Annotated in this window: 16 protein-coding genes; 3 read left to right on the top strand and 13 right to left on the bottom strand. The window is 59.7% G+C overall.

Annotation, left to right across the window (positions count from 1 at the left end):
• Positions 1-71 precede the first annotated feature (71 nt).
• Genes Q0K10_RS01365 through Q0K10_RS01355 form a run of 3 tightly spaced genes read left to right on the top strand, consistent with a single transcriptional unit; the run spans position 72 to position 2630 of the window.
• A complete protein-coding gene (locus Q0K10_RS01365) occupies positions 72-563 on the top strand; it encodes a hypothetical protein (RefSeq protein ID WP_294502176.1) in 492 nt (163 codons plus the stop codon).
• A gap of 1 nt (position 564) precedes the next feature.
• Complete coding sequence (locus Q0K10_RS01360; RefSeq protein WP_294502173.1) at positions 565-1131, top strand: hypothetical protein; 567 nt, start codon at positions 565-567, stop codon at positions 1129-1131.
• Positions 1113-2630, top strand: coding sequence for a site-2 protease family protein (locus Q0K10_RS01355; RefSeq protein ID WP_294502169.1), 1518 nt, complete (start codon positions 1113-1115; stop codon positions 2628-2630). Before Q0K10_RS01360 ends, Q0K10_RS01355 begins: the two co-directional genes overlap by 19 nt.
• 57 nt (positions 2631-2687) lie before the next feature.
• Here Q0K10_RS01355 and Q0K10_RS01350 read toward each other — a convergent pair whose 3' ends face one another.
• From Q0K10_RS01350 to ung, 13 genes are all read right to left on the bottom strand, one after another.
• Entirely contained in the window at positions 2688-2921 is a 234-nt protein-coding gene (locus Q0K10_RS01350; RefSeq protein ID WP_294502166.1) for a hypothetical protein, read from the bottom strand.
• Positions 2922-2933: 12 nt separating this feature from the next.
• Positions 2934-3959 carry a lactonase family protein gene (locus Q0K10_RS01345; protein WP_294502163.1) on the bottom strand — a complete coding sequence of 342 codons (1026 nt, stop codon included), beginning with the start codon at positions 3957-3959 and terminating at the stop codon, positions 2934-2936.
• Between the two features lie 87 nt (positions 3960-4046).
• A complete protein-coding gene (gene tyrS / locus Q0K10_RS01340) occupies positions 4047-5330 on the bottom strand; it encodes a tyrosine--tRNA ligase (protein ID WP_294502160.1) in 1284 nt (427 codons plus the stop codon).
• Positions 5331-5391: 61 nt separating this feature from the next.
• Positions 5392-6033 (bottom strand): methyltransferase domain-containing protein, encoded by a 642-nt coding sequence (locus Q0K10_RS01335; RefSeq protein ID WP_294502157.1) that lies wholly within the window; start codon positions 6031-6033, stop codon positions 5392-5394.
• The gene (gene rdgC / locus Q0K10_RS01330) at positions 6023-7120 is read right to left on the bottom strand and encodes a recombination-associated protein RdgC (protein WP_294502154.1); all 1098 of its coding nucleotides are present in this window, start codon (positions 7118-7120) and stop codon (positions 6023-6025) included. Before rdgC ends, Q0K10_RS01335 begins: the two co-directional genes overlap by 11 nt.
• 56 nt (positions 7121-7176) lie before the next feature.
• Positions 7177-8010, bottom strand: coding sequence for an adenosylmethionine decarboxylase (gene speD, locus Q0K10_RS01325; RefSeq protein ID WP_294502151.1), 834 nt, complete (start codon positions 8008-8010; stop codon positions 7177-7179).
• Positions 8011-8033: 23 nt separating this feature from the next.
• Positions 8034-9668 (bottom strand): SurA N-terminal domain-containing protein, encoded by a 1635-nt coding sequence (locus Q0K10_RS01320; RefSeq protein WP_294502148.1) that lies wholly within the window; start codon positions 9666-9668, stop codon positions 8034-8036.
• A 45-nt stretch (positions 9669-9713) separates the two neighbouring features.
• Complete coding sequence (locus Q0K10_RS01315; RefSeq protein ID WP_294502146.1) at positions 9714-10682, bottom strand: YbbR-like domain-containing protein; 969 nt, start codon at positions 10680-10682, stop codon at positions 9714-9716.
• Positions 10679-11542 (bottom strand): diadenylate cyclase CdaA, encoded by an 864-nt coding sequence (gene cdaA, locus Q0K10_RS01310; protein WP_294502145.1) that lies wholly within the window; start codon positions 11540-11542, stop codon positions 10679-10681. The genes Q0K10_RS01315 and cdaA overlap by 4 nt, the downstream gene beginning before the upstream one ends.
• 33 nt (positions 11543-11575) lie before the next feature.
• The gene (gene folP / locus Q0K10_RS01305) at positions 11576-12406 is read right to left on the bottom strand and encodes a dihydropteroate synthase (RefSeq protein WP_294502144.1); all 831 of its coding nucleotides are present in this window, start codon (positions 12404-12406) and stop codon (positions 11576-11578) included.
• Entirely contained in the window at positions 12406-15102 is a 2697-nt protein-coding gene (gene gyrA, locus Q0K10_RS01300; RefSeq protein ID WP_294502142.1) for a DNA gyrase subunit A, read from the bottom strand. The genes folP and gyrA overlap by 1 nt, the downstream gene beginning before the upstream one ends.
• A 228-nt stretch (positions 15103-15330) precedes the next feature.
• A complete protein-coding gene (hisA, locus tag Q0K10_RS01295; RefSeq protein WP_294502139.1) occupies positions 15331-16101 on the bottom strand; it encodes a phosphoribosylformimino-5-aminoimidazole carboxamide ribotide isomerase in 771 nt (256 codons plus the stop codon).
• 89 nt (positions 16102-16190) lie between these two features.
• A complete protein-coding gene (ung, locus tag Q0K10_RS01290) occupies positions 16191-16850 on the bottom strand; it encodes a uracil-DNA glycosylase (protein WP_294502137.1) in 660 nt (219 codons plus the stop codon).
• Positions 16851-16856 lie beyond the last annotated feature (6 nt).

Genomic DNA, 16856 nt, shown 5'->3' with positions numbered 1-16856 from the left:
TACCCGTGTCCGGAGAGACCGGCGCCTCTCCCCCCTGACAGTCGCAAAAACGCCGGAGGATGGAATTGATCATGAAGCGATCTGCGCTGATGTTTCTGCTTGTCTGCACCGCCCTCTCCGCCGGGGCGGCGGGACGGGAGACCGTGAAAACCGTACTGTTTCCGTTTCGCGAGGCGGTCATCGCCGCACGGGCCGACTCGACGCTGCAGCCCTACCGGTTCAAACTCGGGGAACCGTTCGAAGCCGGGGCCGTGCTCGTTACGCTCGACGACTCCCGCTGTGCGCTCGAGGAGCAGCGCGCAGCCGGACAGTTTGAATTCGCACGCGCGACTTACGAGGACAAGAAACAGCTGCGGGAGAAGAACTTCACGAGCGACTACGAATTGAAGAAAGCCGACTTCGACCGCCGCATCGCCGAAAACGACCTCGCGAGCGCCCGGCTGCCGGACAACTCCGCCGGGCTGCGATACGGCATGCGCGGCATCGCGCGGCTCAGCGGCGAAAACGTCTCGCTCGGCTACCGGCTCTTCAAAAGCGTCGTGCTTTACTTCCGGGGGTTGTGAAATGGCGGCGCCCGAACCGGTCACCGGCGTGCTTCGAAGCGACGTCGAACTCATCCGCGGCAATCCACCGCTTCTGTTCGACCGTCAGGCGGACGCCTACTACAAAGTCGCCCCCGGGATGCTCGACGCGATCTCCTATCTGACCGAATCGATGCCGGTCTCGCAATTCCGGACAAAACTCGAACACAACGGAGTCTCCATCGACGAAGAGACACTGCTCAAACTGCTCGCATTCCTGCAGCAGAACAATCTGCTCGCCCCCGAATACGGCCACATCGGCATCAAGCGGGAACGACAAGCGGCGATGAAGGAGAAGACCGCGTTCCTGCGTTTTTCCGCGGCCTATCTCTTTTTCAGACTGCCGCCGTGGCGGCCGGAACGGTTCTTCGCGAAAATCGAACCGTATATATCCTGGCTTGCCTCGAAGTGGACCGTATGGCTCCTGGCCATTCCGGCACTTCTCGGTTATTTGTTGATGCTCCGGGATTTCGGCACGGTTCGAGCGACGTTCTCGATTCGCTCTCGTGGGCGGGGCTGGCGAAATATTTCGTGGCGGTACTGTTCCTGAAATTCGTCCATGAGGCGGCCCACTCGCTCGCGGCGATCCACTTCGGCTGCCGCGTGCGCGGAATCGGCATCGGCTTCATGGTGTTCTATCCGCGGCTCTACACCGACACGACCGACAGCTGGCGGCTGCCGCGCCGGCGTCGGCTGCTCATCGACGCCGCCGGCATCATCATCGAACTGCTGCTCGGCGGAGTTGCGGCGCTCCTCTGGTGCTATCTGTCGCCCGGGAACTGGAAATCGACGATGTTTTACGTATTCACGGTCAGCACACTCTCGACGCTGTTCGTGAACGGCAATCCGTTCATCCGCTATGACGGGTACTACATCCTCTGCGACCTGCTGAACATTGAAAACCTCATGAGCCGTTCGGCGGAATATGTGAAACAGTTCTGGCGGTGGCACTGCCTTCGCCTCGGCCGGAAGCCCCGCAATGAGCGGGGCTGGCTGCTGCTCTCTTTCGGAATCGGTTCATTCTGCTACCGGGTCTTTCTTTACACTTCGATCATCCTGCTGATCTATCACAAATTTGTCAAAGCGGTCGCGATCGTGATGATGATCCTTGAACTTTACAGCATTCTCCTCTATCCGCTCTGGCGGGAACTGCAGACGATCCGGGCGCTCTCAAAGCGTTCCGCCGGACGGGCGCGCTGGATTCTGAGCGGAATCGTACTGCTGATTCTGGCGGGAATCCTGTTTCTGCCGCTCTCATGGAACATTTCCCTTCCGGGCGAGACGGTTCCGGTGGAACATCGGCAGATCACGATCACGGAGTCCGGATATCTGACAGACGATCTTCCTCGCCGGGCCGTCCGGGTCAAGGCGGGGGAGACGCTGTTTCAGCTCGATTCGCCCCAGCTCGAAACCGCGGTCGAACGGTTGAATGCGGTGCGGAATTACGACCGCACGCTCCACGAACTTCAACAGCTTGATGCGGAACGGTTTTCCGAAAGCCGCGTGACCGCCGAGAAACTCGCCTCGGATGAAACCGGCATGAAGGAGCTCCGGCGCCGTCGGGACGCTCTGACCGTAACCGCTCCGGAGTCCGGGGTTTTCGTCTCAAAACTTCCGTCCCTGTCGAAAGGGGCGTTTCTTCCGAAGGGGCTGCTCGCCGGAGAGGTCGTTTCCGAAAAGCTCATGGTTTGCGCCTACGCGCAGGATCGCGACATCGGCAAGCTCACGCCGGGCGACGAGGCGACCGTCCATCTCCGGGATTCGCTGGTCACGTTTCCTGCCCGAATCGTCACGGTGAACCGCATCGCGGCGCAGTTGAAGGACTCCCCGCTGCTGCAGCACTTCGGCGGGCCGATTCCGGTCTATCTTGCGGAGGGGGGCGAGCGCCATTACAGTTCCGTGCTGCCACTCTACCGGATTGAGCTTGAATTCACCGCTCCGGCCGAACTCGCAAGCGGCCGCGTCGTCACCGTGAAGATCCGCCATCCGGAACGGCTCGGCGGGCAGCTTTGGAAACTCATCCTCTCCGCCATCCGCAGGGAATTTTGAAAATCGCGGACGGCAGCGTCTGCACCGGCCGAAAAAGGAAACCCGGAACGTCTGAAATCAGTCCAGTCTTTTCCGAATCCCCAGATAGATGAATACCACCGTCAGGAGCCAGAGCAGAACCGCGAGAACCGGAGCCTTCCCGTACGCCAGCACCCCGCAGAGCGCCCAGACCCCGGCACGACAGAAAAAACGAACCGGGGGAGATTTCCGCCCGGCCGTGTTCGAGACGATCAATCCGGCGACAATCAATACCACCAGAATTCCATTGAGCGTCGCCGTATCCAGTTCCATTCCCACCCCTCTTTACCAGAAAATGTGCAGAGGACGCGGCAGCTGAAGCTGAAAACCGTTCGGAGTGAGCTTCCCCCTGCCGTCGTAGTCGAAGAACACCACCACATTCGAAAATTCATTCGCGGCCCCGAACCACTCTCCGCCCGGCAGGAAGTTGATATCCCGCGGACTCGATCCGCCCGAAAGCACCATATCCGACGGCTTCATGCCGCCCTTTCCATCCAGCTCGAACACCGCGATCGAATCAAATCCGCGGTTCGACGCAAAAAGGAAACGCTCATCCGCCGACAACCGGATCGCAGCGACCTTCGTATCCCCCTTCCAGAAACGCGGCAGCGTCGACACCTTGCCGATGATCTCGAACTCCCCGTCCGAATAGGAGAGCGCCGTCACACTGTTCCCGAGTTCATTCGCAAGATAGGCGATCTTCCCGGAACGGTCGAACACCAGATGGCGCGGACCATCCCCGGGCGCGACCTTCAGAACCTTCGGATTCGCCGCATCGAGCCCTTTCTCCGGGTCGATCCGGTAAGTGAACACCGCATCCACCCCGAGGTCGATCACAATAAGGTATTTTCCGTCCGGCGTCATGTTCGTGAAGTGAGTGTGCGGCCCCTCCTGCCGTGCGGCGTTGGGCCCGTGTCCCTCGTGGCGCACGAGTTTCGTCTGCTCGACGATCCGCCCTGACTCAAGCCGGAACTCCGCAAAATCGCCGGTCAGATAATTCGCGCAGTAAAGGAATTTTCCACTCGGATCAGTGATCACGTAACAGGCGGCTTTTCCTCCGGAGGTCATGCTGCTCAAAAACGTCAGCGAACCGTCCGCGCCCACCGCAAACGACGCCACACCCGCATGGCCGTCCACCGTGCAGGTCGAATAAAGGTACTTCCGATCCGGCGAAAACGCGAGGTAGTTCACGTTCGGCATCGGCGTAAAACCAACCTGAACCGGCGGCATGGCTTTCTCACGCATTTCATACCGGTAGATCCCGCCGTCCGGACGATCCGACATTGCGGCCACATAGAATTGAGGTGTCATACAGCAGTGCTCCTTCCTCTTTTTTCCCAACCATCTTCCACCGCGGCGCAACGCGGCGTTTCCGACCCGCGCCACGGAATCTTCCCATTATCCGAGAACCACCCGGCGGAAATTTTTCTTCCCGGCCCGGAGCGTGAAAGCGCCGTCGTGGAAATTCTCCCGCGTGATCTTCGCATTCACATCGGTCACTTTTTCGTCGTCGATGCTGACCGCATTCCCCTGGATCAGCCGTCGTCCGTCGCTGTTGGTCTTGCAGAGCCCCGCGAGCACAAGCAGTTTCGGCACCGAGAGCCCCGCCGGATCATCGAGTTCCGCCGCCGTCACGGTCACGGTCGGCAAATCGGCATGCACCGTCCCGGCGTCGACATTCCGGATGCTGCTCGTGGTCTCGACCTTGCGCTCAGGATCGGCGAATCCGAACCGGGTCCCGGCCGTCACAAATGCCTCGCGCGCCGCCTCTTCGCCATGGGCCAGACTCGTTGCCTCGTAAGCGAGAATCTCCTTGGCGCGGTTGATGTTTCCCGCGGGATCGCAGAGCCGGTGGATCTCGTCGATCGGCAGCGGGCTGAAGTAGAGCATCAGTTTCTCCACCTGCGCGTCGTCGCTGTTCCGCCAGAACTGATAGTAGTCGAACACGCTCGTGCGGTTCACGTCGAGCCAGACGTTGTTGCCGCCCGCCGTCTTGCCGAACTTTTCTCCGTTGCTGTTCATCAGCAGCGGAATCGTCATGCAATGCACTTCGTTGCCGAGCTTGCGCCGGATCAATTCCGTACCCGCAACCATGTTCCCCCACTGATCCTGGCCGCCCATCTCAAGTTTGCAGCCGTAATCACGGTTCAGCACCATGAAATCGTACGCCTGCAGAATCGAGTAGTTGAACTCAAGAAAACTCAGCCCGTCCTCGAGCCGTGACTTGACCGACTCCTGCGCAAGCATCCGGTTTACGCTGAAGATCGTCCCGACCTCCCGCAGCATGTCGATGTAGCCGATCGAACAGAGCCAGTCGGCGTTGTTCACGAAGTGCGCTTCGCCGTTCTCGGTCCGAATGAAACGCGCGAGCTGTTTCTGCAGACACGCGACGTTCTCGGCGATCGTTTCGAGCGTCATCATCGGCCGGGCGGTCTTTTTGCCCGACGGGTCGCCGATCCGGGCGGTCGCTCCGCCCACGAGCACGATCGGAATGTGTCCCGCTTTCTGCAGCAGCCGCATCGCCATCACCGGCAGCAGATGGCCGACATGCAGACTGTTCCCGGTCGGATCGAACCCCACATAGAACTTGACCCGCTCACTGCTCAGAAGTTTTTCGATCGCCTCCTCGTCGGTCTGCTGATAGCAGAAACCGCGTGCCTTGAGTTCCTGAAAAATGTTCATCGTATCCATTGCTTCTTTTTTTAACATTGCCCCGATTCCGGGGATCATTCCACTCTCAAATCTAATGCCCCACCGTATGCGCGGGACGCGGAATGCGACGGTATGCGATGTGGTGCACCTCTTTCCCCTCCTCATTCCAGCGCTGCTCGAAATCGCTGCGAATCCCGGCGAGATCGGCGATCGCCTCCGGTGCTTCCACAAAGAGATTCGATGTGGCGAGCACTCCGCGGACCGCCGTGTAGTAGGGTTCGTCATCGCTCGAAAAATGAAAAACCCCATCCTTCTTCAACACCCGGTGCAGCTGCGAAACAAAGTCGCTTGTGAGCAGTCTGTGACCGCTGTGCCGCCCCTTCGGCCACGGATCCGGGCAGAGCAGATGCAGCCGGTCGATCGACTCGTCCGGCAGCATGAATGCGACCAGATGGCGCGCTTCCGTCCGCAGAATCGTCATGTTTTCGATTCCGAGCCGGCGACACCGTTTCACGAGTTTGCGCAGCCGGCCGACCATCACGTCCGCGGCGAGAACTTTCCGCTCCGGGTACCGCAATGCCAGCTCGGCCGTGTAAGACCCCACGCCGCAGCCGAGATCGAGCTCCACCACCGGCGAAGCGGCAAGTTCCGCCGCCGGATAGAGCTCCCACGTACCCGTGAAGAAGCGAATCTGCGCATCCTCCGGGTGATTTCCAATCCAATCAGACGGCATCACGATCCCTGGCCCATTCACGGATTTCCGACTCGAACTTCGGGAACTCCATCCCCGTCATCGTCTCGGCAAATTTCTGGAAGTAAAGCGAGATCGCCTCGCGGAACACAATCAGATTCTGCACGCGTTCGGCAAACACCTCGTCGGCATTCATCTCCTCGCCCTCGGGCAGCTTGAACGAACTGAATGCGAACTGATCCGCATCGAACGTCCCGCTCCAGATCTGCTTTTCGCGCGTCAAGCTCAGCTTCGCCTTCTTGAGTTTCTTGCCGACCTCGAGCGCGGCTTTCGCCTCGGCGCTGCGCAGCGGAGAATCCCCTTTCTTGACCGTGATCTCGCCCGCGCCTTTCGCCTCGCCCTCATCCGCAAAGGTCAGCGGCCCCTCAATCAGCACGTCGAACTCCCCGTACTGCGGATGACGAATCTTGCCGGTCGTTTCGCTGTAATACCAGAGCCACATCAGGAAATCGCGTCCGACCGCGGGTTCCGCACCTGTTCCCGGCAGATTCGCGATGTTCAGGATCGGAAATGACGCCTCCGTGCTCCGGAGAAGTTTCTCGATCAACAGCCCGGGCGTGAGCTGCAGCGGTTCAAGTTTCGTGGTCTGGAAAAAGTGTTCGATGAAAAGATCAAGCTGCGTCCGGCTCGTCGCTCCGACGAACAGCAGCTTCTCATTCGGGTCAAGCACCATCGGAATCCCCGACAGAGCCGGCGGCATCTTCTGGATATGCTTTTCGAACGCCTCCTCGCGAATCTGTTTCCGCATCTTCCCGGAAACGTATTCGAGGTTGTTCGCGCGCATGTACGCCTGCTCCTCGCGCTTGCAGATCGCATTCAGCAGCGATCCCGGCATTTTCCGGACCGCCTGACGCAGCGTCAGATAATAGCAGCCGCCGAACTGCGCCGACGCCTCGTCGATCGTTGTATCAAGCAGATGGTGTCCGGTCACCCAGCCGAACTGCGGCTCGGCGTCAACCGCATCGAGCGGTCCCGCCTTCTTCGCGGCGAACAATTCGAGCAGATCCTCCGGCAGTTCGCCGTTGAGTTCAAACATAGCAAATGTGACGCTTCCACGTTCAAATGGCATAATTCTCTTATCCTTCCGGGACGAAACACATTCCGGCCCGTCCCTCTTGTGTTGTGTTACTGCCGCACATGCGGCTGCAGACGATAGTAGCTTCCTTCGAGTGCGCTGATCGCAAATTCGGCCGCCTGCCGCGGATCGAAGTACCCGGAGACGAAAAGATCGAGATAGGCGACTTTCCGCCCGAGATCAATGCGTCCGGAGAGCGCCCCGTCGGCGAGCGGAAAACTCCATGCGAAAAATCCGGCTTCCGAAGGATTTTCCCGCCATTCGCCGCAGGGTTCCAGCCCGAGTTTCTGCGCAAAATCCCGCGCAAATTCACGCAGGTTCGACGACTCCCCGATCCATGGGACTTTGCACTCGTAGATGTCGATCGACGCAGAGAGCGCATGCGCACGGCTCGAACGAAAACGCTCCTCCCACGAGAGCGAAAAACGGCAGTCGCGTCCTTCAATCACCGGAACCAGACGTTCAAACCCGTTGTTGCCCACGATGCCGCGGTTCATCACGCTTGAAACAATCCACTGCGTCGACCCGATCCCCTTCGCAATCACCTCGATCGCCACGTCGAAGTCGACCTTGTCTCCGCAGGTGAAGAGATCCACCGCCGCATAATCGTGCTCCGGCCAGGCATGCACGGCGAAGTGCGACTCCGAAATCACCACAACGCCGCTCACTCCCTGCGGCTTGAATTCGTGGAAATTCGCGTCGATCACCGTCGCCCCCGACTCCCGGGCCGCGCGCAGAAATACCTCTTTCACCAGCGCGGCATCCGCCAGCGCCTTCGGATCGCAATCGTAAAATTCAACCGTCATGTGACGGCCGAGAGCGAAGCCGCCTTCGCAGCACGCTCCATGACACCGTCCCTCAAACGATTTTTCTTCTGAATCCATTTCGCATCCGCTCCCGCAGATCCTTACTGCTGCTGCGCCAGCTCGGGCTCAAGCTGGCTCTGAGCCATCAGTTCCTCCCAGAACACCCCCTGCACGGCCTGCCGCTTCATCGCAGCGACCCCGGCACGGAGCGCCTCCTTCTTCTCCGCGAATCCCTTCATGTCCGCAGGAGTGCGCTTCACGAGAATCGCAAGCTGAGCGCCGTCGGCCGTGTTCAAAACCTTCGACACCTCGTCCACCCGCAGACGCGCGGCCGCCAGGGCCGAGTCGATGAATTCCATCGGCGGCATCTCGCTGCCGAAAACGAAACTGAAATCCTTGAACTCACAACCTTTGAGTTCGCCGAACGCCTTCAGTCGCGCCTTTCCGTCCTCAATGACGGCGAGGGATTCCTCCGCCTTCATGGCAGCCTCAACCGCCAGTTTCATCGCCTCGGAGCGGCGGTAATCCTTCGCAACCTGCTCGGATACCTCGTTGAATTCGGCCGGACGCGGCAGAATCCGCTCCCGCGCAAACCCCACATACACCGCCTCGTCATCCGCCACCGGATTCGTCACCCAGTGGGTCTCAAACGCGGCAATCAGATTCTTCAGCAGCTCGGGGGAGTTGATCTTGCCGACCGTGGTCGCATTGAAATCAACCAGCCCGGTTTCAACCAGATTGAACTTCGCATCCGCAGCTGCCTTCCGGAACGCCACATCACGGGCTTCCTCGGTGTTGTTGACCGCATCGTAAGCAACCGAGGCAAATTCATAAGCGCGACGCAGCGCCAGATCACGAACCGCATTCTTGATATATTCGGCCTTCACCTCGGATTTGCACTCTTCAAACTCGGGCGCCTTGCCGTCCTTTCCGTTCTTCTCAAAGAGCCACGGACGCGTCTCGAAAAACTTCCGGAGTTCCGCGTCCGTCGCGGCATCCGTCGCGGCCTTCGTAAATCCGGCGTTCGGGATCGTCACAACCAGCCCGGAAATCTTGCCGGGAATCTGATAGTTCGCAATGTTCTCCTCAAAATATGCCTTCATCGCCGCGCCGTCGTTCTTGACATCTTTCAGATAGGCATCCGCATTGAAAGCGGCGGCCTTGACATCGTATTTCACGTTGAACTGGCGGAAGTAGGTCTCAAGCTCGTTGTCGGTCACAATCGCCTCTCCGCCCAGAAACGCTTCGAGCTTGCCGATCAGCAACACGCCGCGGACCGCGTCCACAAGCTGTTCATCGCCAATTCCCTGCCGAACCAGCGCATCTTTGAATTTCTTGTAAAGCTCCGGGCTGTATTTCCCGTTCTCCTGCAGCACAGGCAGCTGCTGAAGGAATTTGACGACCTCGTCATTGCTGACCGCAAGCCCCTGCCGCCGGGCCGCTATCATCAGCGCCTGCTGCTGGAACGCCTGCACCGGCGTCAAGTTGCCGCCCATGCCGATTCCGATGTACGCGAGAAGTTCACCGTCCCGCATCCGGTCCTGCAGATCACGCAGAGTGACATTCTCTCCGTACACGGAACCGACGCTGCGGCCGAGCCCCGAACCAAGCCCGTCACAACCGAACTGCCCCGGGGTCAGAAACCCCATGAATGAAACAATGATCACAATGGTGAATCCACCGAACAACCAGCGGCTGTGCTTGTGAAACATGGAGTTGAGTTTTTTGATAATCATCTTTCGGGGTATCCTTCCGGGTTGATAATGAATGTGATCGCTTGCTTATTCCGTTATTTTGACTTTCAACAGGGCGGGACGAATCTCCTTCACATCAAGCCCCTCTCCCTTTACGTAACAGCCGACCGAGATCTCGTAGATCCCCGGCTTGTCGATGTGCGAAATGTCCAGATACGGCCGCACCTCGGCGGCGGAAAGCGCCGATACCGAACCGGCCAGACCGCGGACAACAACCTCCACCTGAGGCGAACCCAGAAACTCCGTTTTGAACCGGCTGCTTCCGGCCTGCGTCAGAAACTGAACCGGCAACGACGGGAAACTGCGCTCCTCAAAATTTCTCACCACATCGATCTGACAGGTCACGGTCCCGGGCGATATCGTCGTCCCGTTCGGCGCCTCAAGCGTCGCGACATACTCGAAGCGTTCCGTCACATTCTCCGACAGCGGAATCGGCTGAGTCGAAACCTGCTTCAGATCCCGCACCAGCTGCTCGGGTCCGGTCACCCGGACCGTCGACGGAATGCAGCTCGCCAGCGAAATTTTGTAATCCCGCGACAAACGGTTCGAAAACGTCATGCTCACCGGCACATCCCGCGACATCCGCGGCTGCAGATTCAAGACAATCTCCCCGGGATCCGCCCCTTCGATCCGCACGCCGAACGGCGACATGAAATGTTCCGGCTTCAGCGTCAGCACGTAAGGCTTGCCCGGAATATAACGGCTGTAATCCACGGCAACCCGTCCCCGCAGCATCGACGACGCCACCGTCGCGTCCCGGTTGCTCTTGATGTGCAACGTCACAAAATGCGGTTTCGGATCGACATCCATCAACCCCTGCGGCAGCGTGATATCCACCGGTACGCTGTCAATCTTCTGCGGAGTTGAACGGATCTCGTTGTAAACATAGAAATAAAGCAGCAATGCGAAAAACAGCGCAATGAGTTTCCGCCAGAAATCACGCTTCACGAGCTGCACAAGCATGTTGAACGGCGAACGGCCACGGCTCAGATTCATGATGACCGCCCTCCCCGATTCTCCGGCGCTTCACGCCGATCGGCCTGCTCCTCAAGCATCTGTACCGTTTCGGCCAGATCGGCATCATCCTGTTCAAGAATGACGAGTTTTTCCAGATAGTTCGCAAGCTCCTCCGGCGAAAGATCACGGTACAGCACTCCGCGGCACGCGACACTGATCGCACCGGTCTCCTCGGAGACCACCACCGTCACCGCGTCGGTCTCCTCCGAAATCCCCAGAGACGCCCGATGGCGCGTTCCGAGCCGGATCGAGATATTCTCCGCCCGCGTCAGCGGCAGAATCGCCCGCGCCGCCACAATCCGGTCGTCCCGGATGATGACCGCACCGTCGTGCAGCGGAGAGTTCGGATAAAAGATCGATTCGAGAATCATCGCATTGACCTTGATATCGAGTTTCACAGAGTCATCCACCAAATTCTGCAGCCCGATACGCCGCTCAATGACCATCAATGCGCCGCATTTCCGGCGCGCCATGTTCGCGGCGGCATTCACAATTTCGGTCAGCACCTCCCGCTGCCGCTTCCCCTTGAAAAAGCTGAAACTCCCGAGCTGCGCGAATGCCCGACGCAGTTCAGGCTGAAAGATGATGACCACAGCGGCCCCCACCGTCCCCCAGATACCGGTCAGCAGCCAGTTCAGCACATCGAGTCGGAGCTGTTTCGACAGCCAGGTCAGCACCAGCAGCAGAATCGTGATCCCCGCCAGCACCGACGCTCCGCGCGCACCGCGCAGATAATGCAGCGTCTTGTAGATCACCACCGTCAGGATGAGGATCTCCAAGATCATTTTCAGGTAATCCACGATCACCGCACTCGGAACCGAAAAGAGCGAATCCAGCATGATTCCCGGTTTCTTCCCTCAAAATTCCCCGCTTCAGCGGAGTTTATCCCACACACTCAAGGCATCTCTCACTTGCCGGACATCGTGTACACGCAGAATCTCCACCTCACGGTTCGCAAGATAGAGCGCGGCCGAAATCGTCCCCCCAAGACGCTGCAGCGGATCGGGCTGCTCAAGAAAGCTCCCGAGAAATGACTTCCGGGACATCCCGGCAACCACCGGCCCGAGCTGATGCAACTCATCAATCCGCTTCAGAATCTCCCAATCCTGCTCCGGAGTCTTGGCGAATCCGAAATCAGGATCCACAAAAATATTCTCCTCAATTACACCTGCGCGCAACGCCTTCTCCTTCGCCACCGCCAGTTCCGCAACCACGGTGGCAACCGGATCGTCGCCGTAATCGTGAAACTCCGGATTCTTCATCGTCTGCGGAGTTCCGCGCGAATGCGCAACGATCAACGCCGCCCTCGAGGCGGCCACCACATCCGCCATCTCCGGAGAAAAACGCAACATCGAAACATCGTTGATCATCTCCACCCCGTAATCGAGCACGGCACGGGCCACCTCCGCCTTGCGCGTATCCGCCGAAAGAATCGCCGACGGCCGCAGCTTGCGCAGTTCACGCACCACCGGCACCACCCGCTGCGCTTCCTCGTCCGCCGGAATCACCGCGGCGCCCGGCCGGGTCGATTCCCCTCCGATGTCCAGAATATCCGCACCGTCATCCAGCAGCGCCAGCGCCCGGTCGACCGCCGTCGAGGGCGACGAGCTTCTCCCTTCGCTGAAGGAATCGCCGGTCACATTGACGATCCCCATCAGCAGCGGACGGGTGCGGTCGCGCAACATTTCATTGAGCCGGGACATCACTCCTCACCTTCCCCGGAGTTCTCCGCCGGCTTTTTCTCATTTTCCGCAGCGGGCTCTTCCGCGTTCACGCCGGCCCCCGACAACTCCGCAGCCTGTGCGAGCGCCGTATCCGCCTTATTTTCCACATCGCCGTGAATCACGTCGACATGCTTTTCCGTCTCGACCTTGACAAGACGCGCCACACCCGTGATCCGGTCGCCGCTGTTGAGATTCATGATCCGAACCCCCTTCGACGCACGGCCGACCACCCGGATCTCGCCCGCCGGAATCCGCACGAGCTGACCGCGTTCGGTCGTCAGCAGAATCTCATCGTCATCAGTCACCTGAACGACGGAAAGCACATTCTCGCCCTCGCGCAGCTTGATATTCACAACACCCTTGGCGCCACGGTTCGTCTTGCGGTAGGTGCTCACATAGGAGCGTTTTCCCATACCGCCGTCGGTCACAACCAGAACTTCGGGGCCGCTGCCGTAGACCGGGGCTTCCTCATCGGTCTCCACTTCAGTTTCATGCTCGACTTCCCCCTCCTCGCCGCTGACTTCCGCTTCGGTGTAGACGTGTTCGCGGATCACCTCCATGCTGACAACGGAGTCGCCTTCGAGCTTGAACCGCATGCCGGTCACGCCGCGTGCCGTCCGTCCCATCGGCCGGATCTGTTCATCATCCTGGTCGAAGAGACATGCCATACCGAGCCGGGTCGAAAGCAGAATCTCGTTACCGTTCTCACTGATTCCCGCTCCGATAAGATCGTCGTCCTCCTCGATCACCAGGGCACGCAATCCCGTGCGGCGCAGATTCTTGAAGAGCGCAAGCTCGCTCTTCTTGATGTAGCCGCGGCGCGACGCCATGACGATATATTTGTTCGGATCGTCGAACTCGTCCGGAGAAACGGTCAGCATCGCACAGATCTTCTCGCCCGGCTCGACCTTGATCATGTTCACGATCGCCTTGCCCTTGCCGGTGCGCGACCCCTCCGGAATCTCGTAGACATTCAGCCAGTACATGAAACCGCGGTCCGTGAAGAAGAAAATCAGATCGTGGCTGTCCGCATTGAACAAATGTTCGACGTAATCCTCCTCCTTCGTCTCCATGCCGATGATTCCCTTGCCGCCGCGATGCTGCGTGCGGTAGGTGTCGGCCGGAACGCGCTTGATGTAACCGGTGTTCGAGACCGTGATCACGCAGCTGTGGCGCGGAATCAGATCCGCGATGTTCAAATCCGAGTCATCCGCCGTAATCTCCGAACGGCGCGGATCGTTGTACTTCTCCTTGATCTCAAGCAGCTCCTCGCGGATCACACCGAGACGCATCTCGCGGCTCGCGACGAGGCGGCGCAGATACTCAATCCGGATCTGCAGTTCATCGTATTCGGCCTGAACCACTTCGACCGCCAGTCCGGTCAACTGGTGCAGCCGCATGTCGAGGATCGCGTCCGCCTGAATCGGCGTAAATGCGAAGCGCGCGATCAAATTCTCCTGCGCCTCCTGCCGGTTCTTCGACTCCCGGATGATCTGAACCACTTCGTCGATGTTCGCCAGCGCCTTGAGCAGCCCTTCGAGGATGTGGGAACGGGCCTCGGCTTTGTTGAGGTCGAAGATCGCGCGCCGCAGCACCACTTCGAGCCGGTGATCGATGTACGCCTGCAACACCTGCACGAGGTTCATCGTGCGCGGACGGTTGTGGTCGACCACGAGCATCGTGCACCCCATGACGGTTTCGAGCTGGGTCTGGCTGTAGAGCTGATTCAGAATCACGCTGCCCATGACGCCGCGCTTGATGCCGATTTCGATCCGGAGCCCGACGCGTTTGCTCGACACGTCGGTGATCGAGGTGATGCCGGTGATCCGCTTCTCCTTGACCAGTTCGGCGATCTTCTCGACGAGCTGACCCTTGTTGACCGCATAGGGAATCTCGGTGATGACGATCTGCTCCACGCCGTCCTTTTCGATGATGTCGGCCTTCGCGCGCACTTTCACGCTGCCGCGGCCGGTCTGGTAGAACTGACGCAGCGAGTAGCGGCCGCGGATGATCGCTCCGGTCGGAAAGTCCGGACCGGGAAGATGTTCCATGAGTTCATCGACCGTCGCCTTCGGGTTGTCGAGCAGACAGACCGTCGCATCGATCACTTCGCCGAGGTTGTGGGGCGGGATCGAGGTCGCCATGCCGACGCCGATGCCGGTCGTACCGTTCACGAGCAGCTGCGGGAAGCGGGCGGGAAGAACCTCGGGCTCCTTTTCCGATTCGTCGAAGTTCGGGACCATGTTGACGGTATCTTTCTCGATGTCGCTGAGCAGCTCTTCCGCGAGACGCTCCATACGGCACTCGGTGTACCGGCTCGCAGCGGCGGGGTCGCCGTCGATGTTGCCGAAGTTCCCCTGCCCCTCCACGAGCGGCGCGCGCATTGAAAAATCCTGCGCGAGACGCACGAGCGCGTCGTAGATTGCCGCGTCCCCGTGCGGGTGATATTTACCCATGACTTCGCCGACCACGCGCGCGCACTTGACGGTGGCGTGCGATTTGCCGAGATTGAGCATTTTCATCGCGTAGAGAATGCGGCGGTTCACCGGCTTGAGGCCGTCGCGCACATCCGGAATCGCGCGCCCGACGTTGACACTCAATGAATACTGCAGATACGCGGTATGCATGATGTCTTCAATATTTACCGGAATATCCCTGTTCTCCAAGTCGCTCATAACCTCTTCCCGTATAGATCATTCGTTATCGATAAACCATTCCATTCAACCGCGCCGGGCCGGTTGCGGAGCCTCCTGTCCGTCCGGCGTCGACGGCAGGCAAAACAATATTTGCAATCGGCACTGGTAATATACAGCAATTCGCGCGTTTTGACAAGCCGCAAGCCGCTTTTTGCCGGGGAATATCGGAATTTTTTGCGTTCTTCCGGCCCCGCCGGTTTGCGCCCCTTATTTCCGAGGGCGCTGCGCGTGCGCAACCAGCTCGCAGTAGGAGAGATTTCCCCCGAAAATATCGAGTGCCGAACCGACCGTGTAGGCGATTTTCCCCTGTCCGGCGCGCTCGATTTTTCCGATGTCGCCGAAACTTGCGATGCCCCCTGCGTAGACGCACGGAATCGGGCTGGCCTCCGCAAGAAGCGAGAGCAGCTCCTCGTCGATTCCGGACTGCCTGCCCTCCACATCGACCGCGTGAATCAGAAATTCACACGCGAAGTCGCTGAGAAACGCGAGCGTCTCGGCCTTGATCGTGGTCGTGGTGAACTTCTGCCAGCGGTCGGTCACGATGTAGTAGTTCCCGTCCTCGCGGCGGCGGCAGGAGAGATCGAGAACAAGCCGGTCGCGCCCCGTGAGGTCGAAGAGCCGCGCAAGGTTGTCCAGCCGCAGCTCCCCGTCGGAAAAGATGTAACTTGTCACAATGAGCTGCGCGGCTCCCGCGTCGAGCCATTCGCGCGCATTGTCGCAGTTGATTCCGCCGCCGATCTGGAGTCCGCCCGGCCAGGCCGCCAATGCCCGCTTCGCCGCCTCGTCGTTGCCGGGACCGAGCTTGATGACATGCCCGCCGGTCAGATTGTCGCAGCGGTAGAGTTCGGCGTACCACGCCGCATCGCGCCCCGCAACGAAATTCGTCTCCGGCGCGTCGCCGGAGTCGGACAACGTACTGCCGACAATCTGTTTGACTTTTCCATCATGAAGATCGATACACGGACGAAACAAACTCATTCAAACGGCTCCAGAAGTTGATACGGCACCTCTCCGGGCGCCGGAATTGCTCATGTTCAATTTGCCGGAAAGCCGCACCATTCCCCGTCTCACAGTTCCGGCCATCTCCAGTTTCCCAGCGCCTGTTCCGCCCGCGAGAAAGGACGGCTCCCGAAAAAACCGCGGTGCGCCGAGAGCGGCGACGGGTGGACACTCTCAAAAACCACGTGCTTCGATTCGTCGATGAGCGGCCGCTTCGCAATGGCGAAGTTCCCCCACAGCAGAAACACGACCTTCTCCCCTTTCCGGTTCAGCGACCGGATGACCGCGTCGGTGAAACGTTCCCACCCGAATTTCCGGTGACTCCCGGCCGCGTGTGCCCGCACGGAGAGAACACTGTTCAGCAGCAGCACGCCGTTCGCCGCCCAGTTGCGCAGCGAACCCGATTCCGGAATTGCGCGCCCGAGGTCGGAAGCGTATTCGCGGAAGATGTTCCGCAGACTCGGCGGAAACTTCACGCCGGGCGCGACGGAAAACGCCAGCCCCTCCGCCTGCCCCTCGTCATGATACGGATCCTGCCCGAGCAGCACGACCCGCACCTCTTCCGGCGGCGTGAGTTCAAGCGCCGTGAAGAGCGCCCCCTCCGGCGGAAAGACCTGAACACCGGCCGTACGCTCTTCTGCGACCCGTTCGAGCGTCGCATTCAGTCCGGCGGAGTCAAGTTCCTCCCCCATGAAGTCGCGCCAGCAGCGCGGCAGCTCGTCCAGCATGCGCTT

It is taken from the genome of uncultured Victivallis sp. (assembly GCF_944391105.1).
Lineage (GTDB): Bacteria > Verrucomicrobiota > Lentisphaeria > Victivallales > Victivallaceae > Victivallis.
The sequence above is the reverse complement of the archived record's forward strand: the minus strand, read 5'-3'. Positions and strand labels throughout refer to the sequence as shown.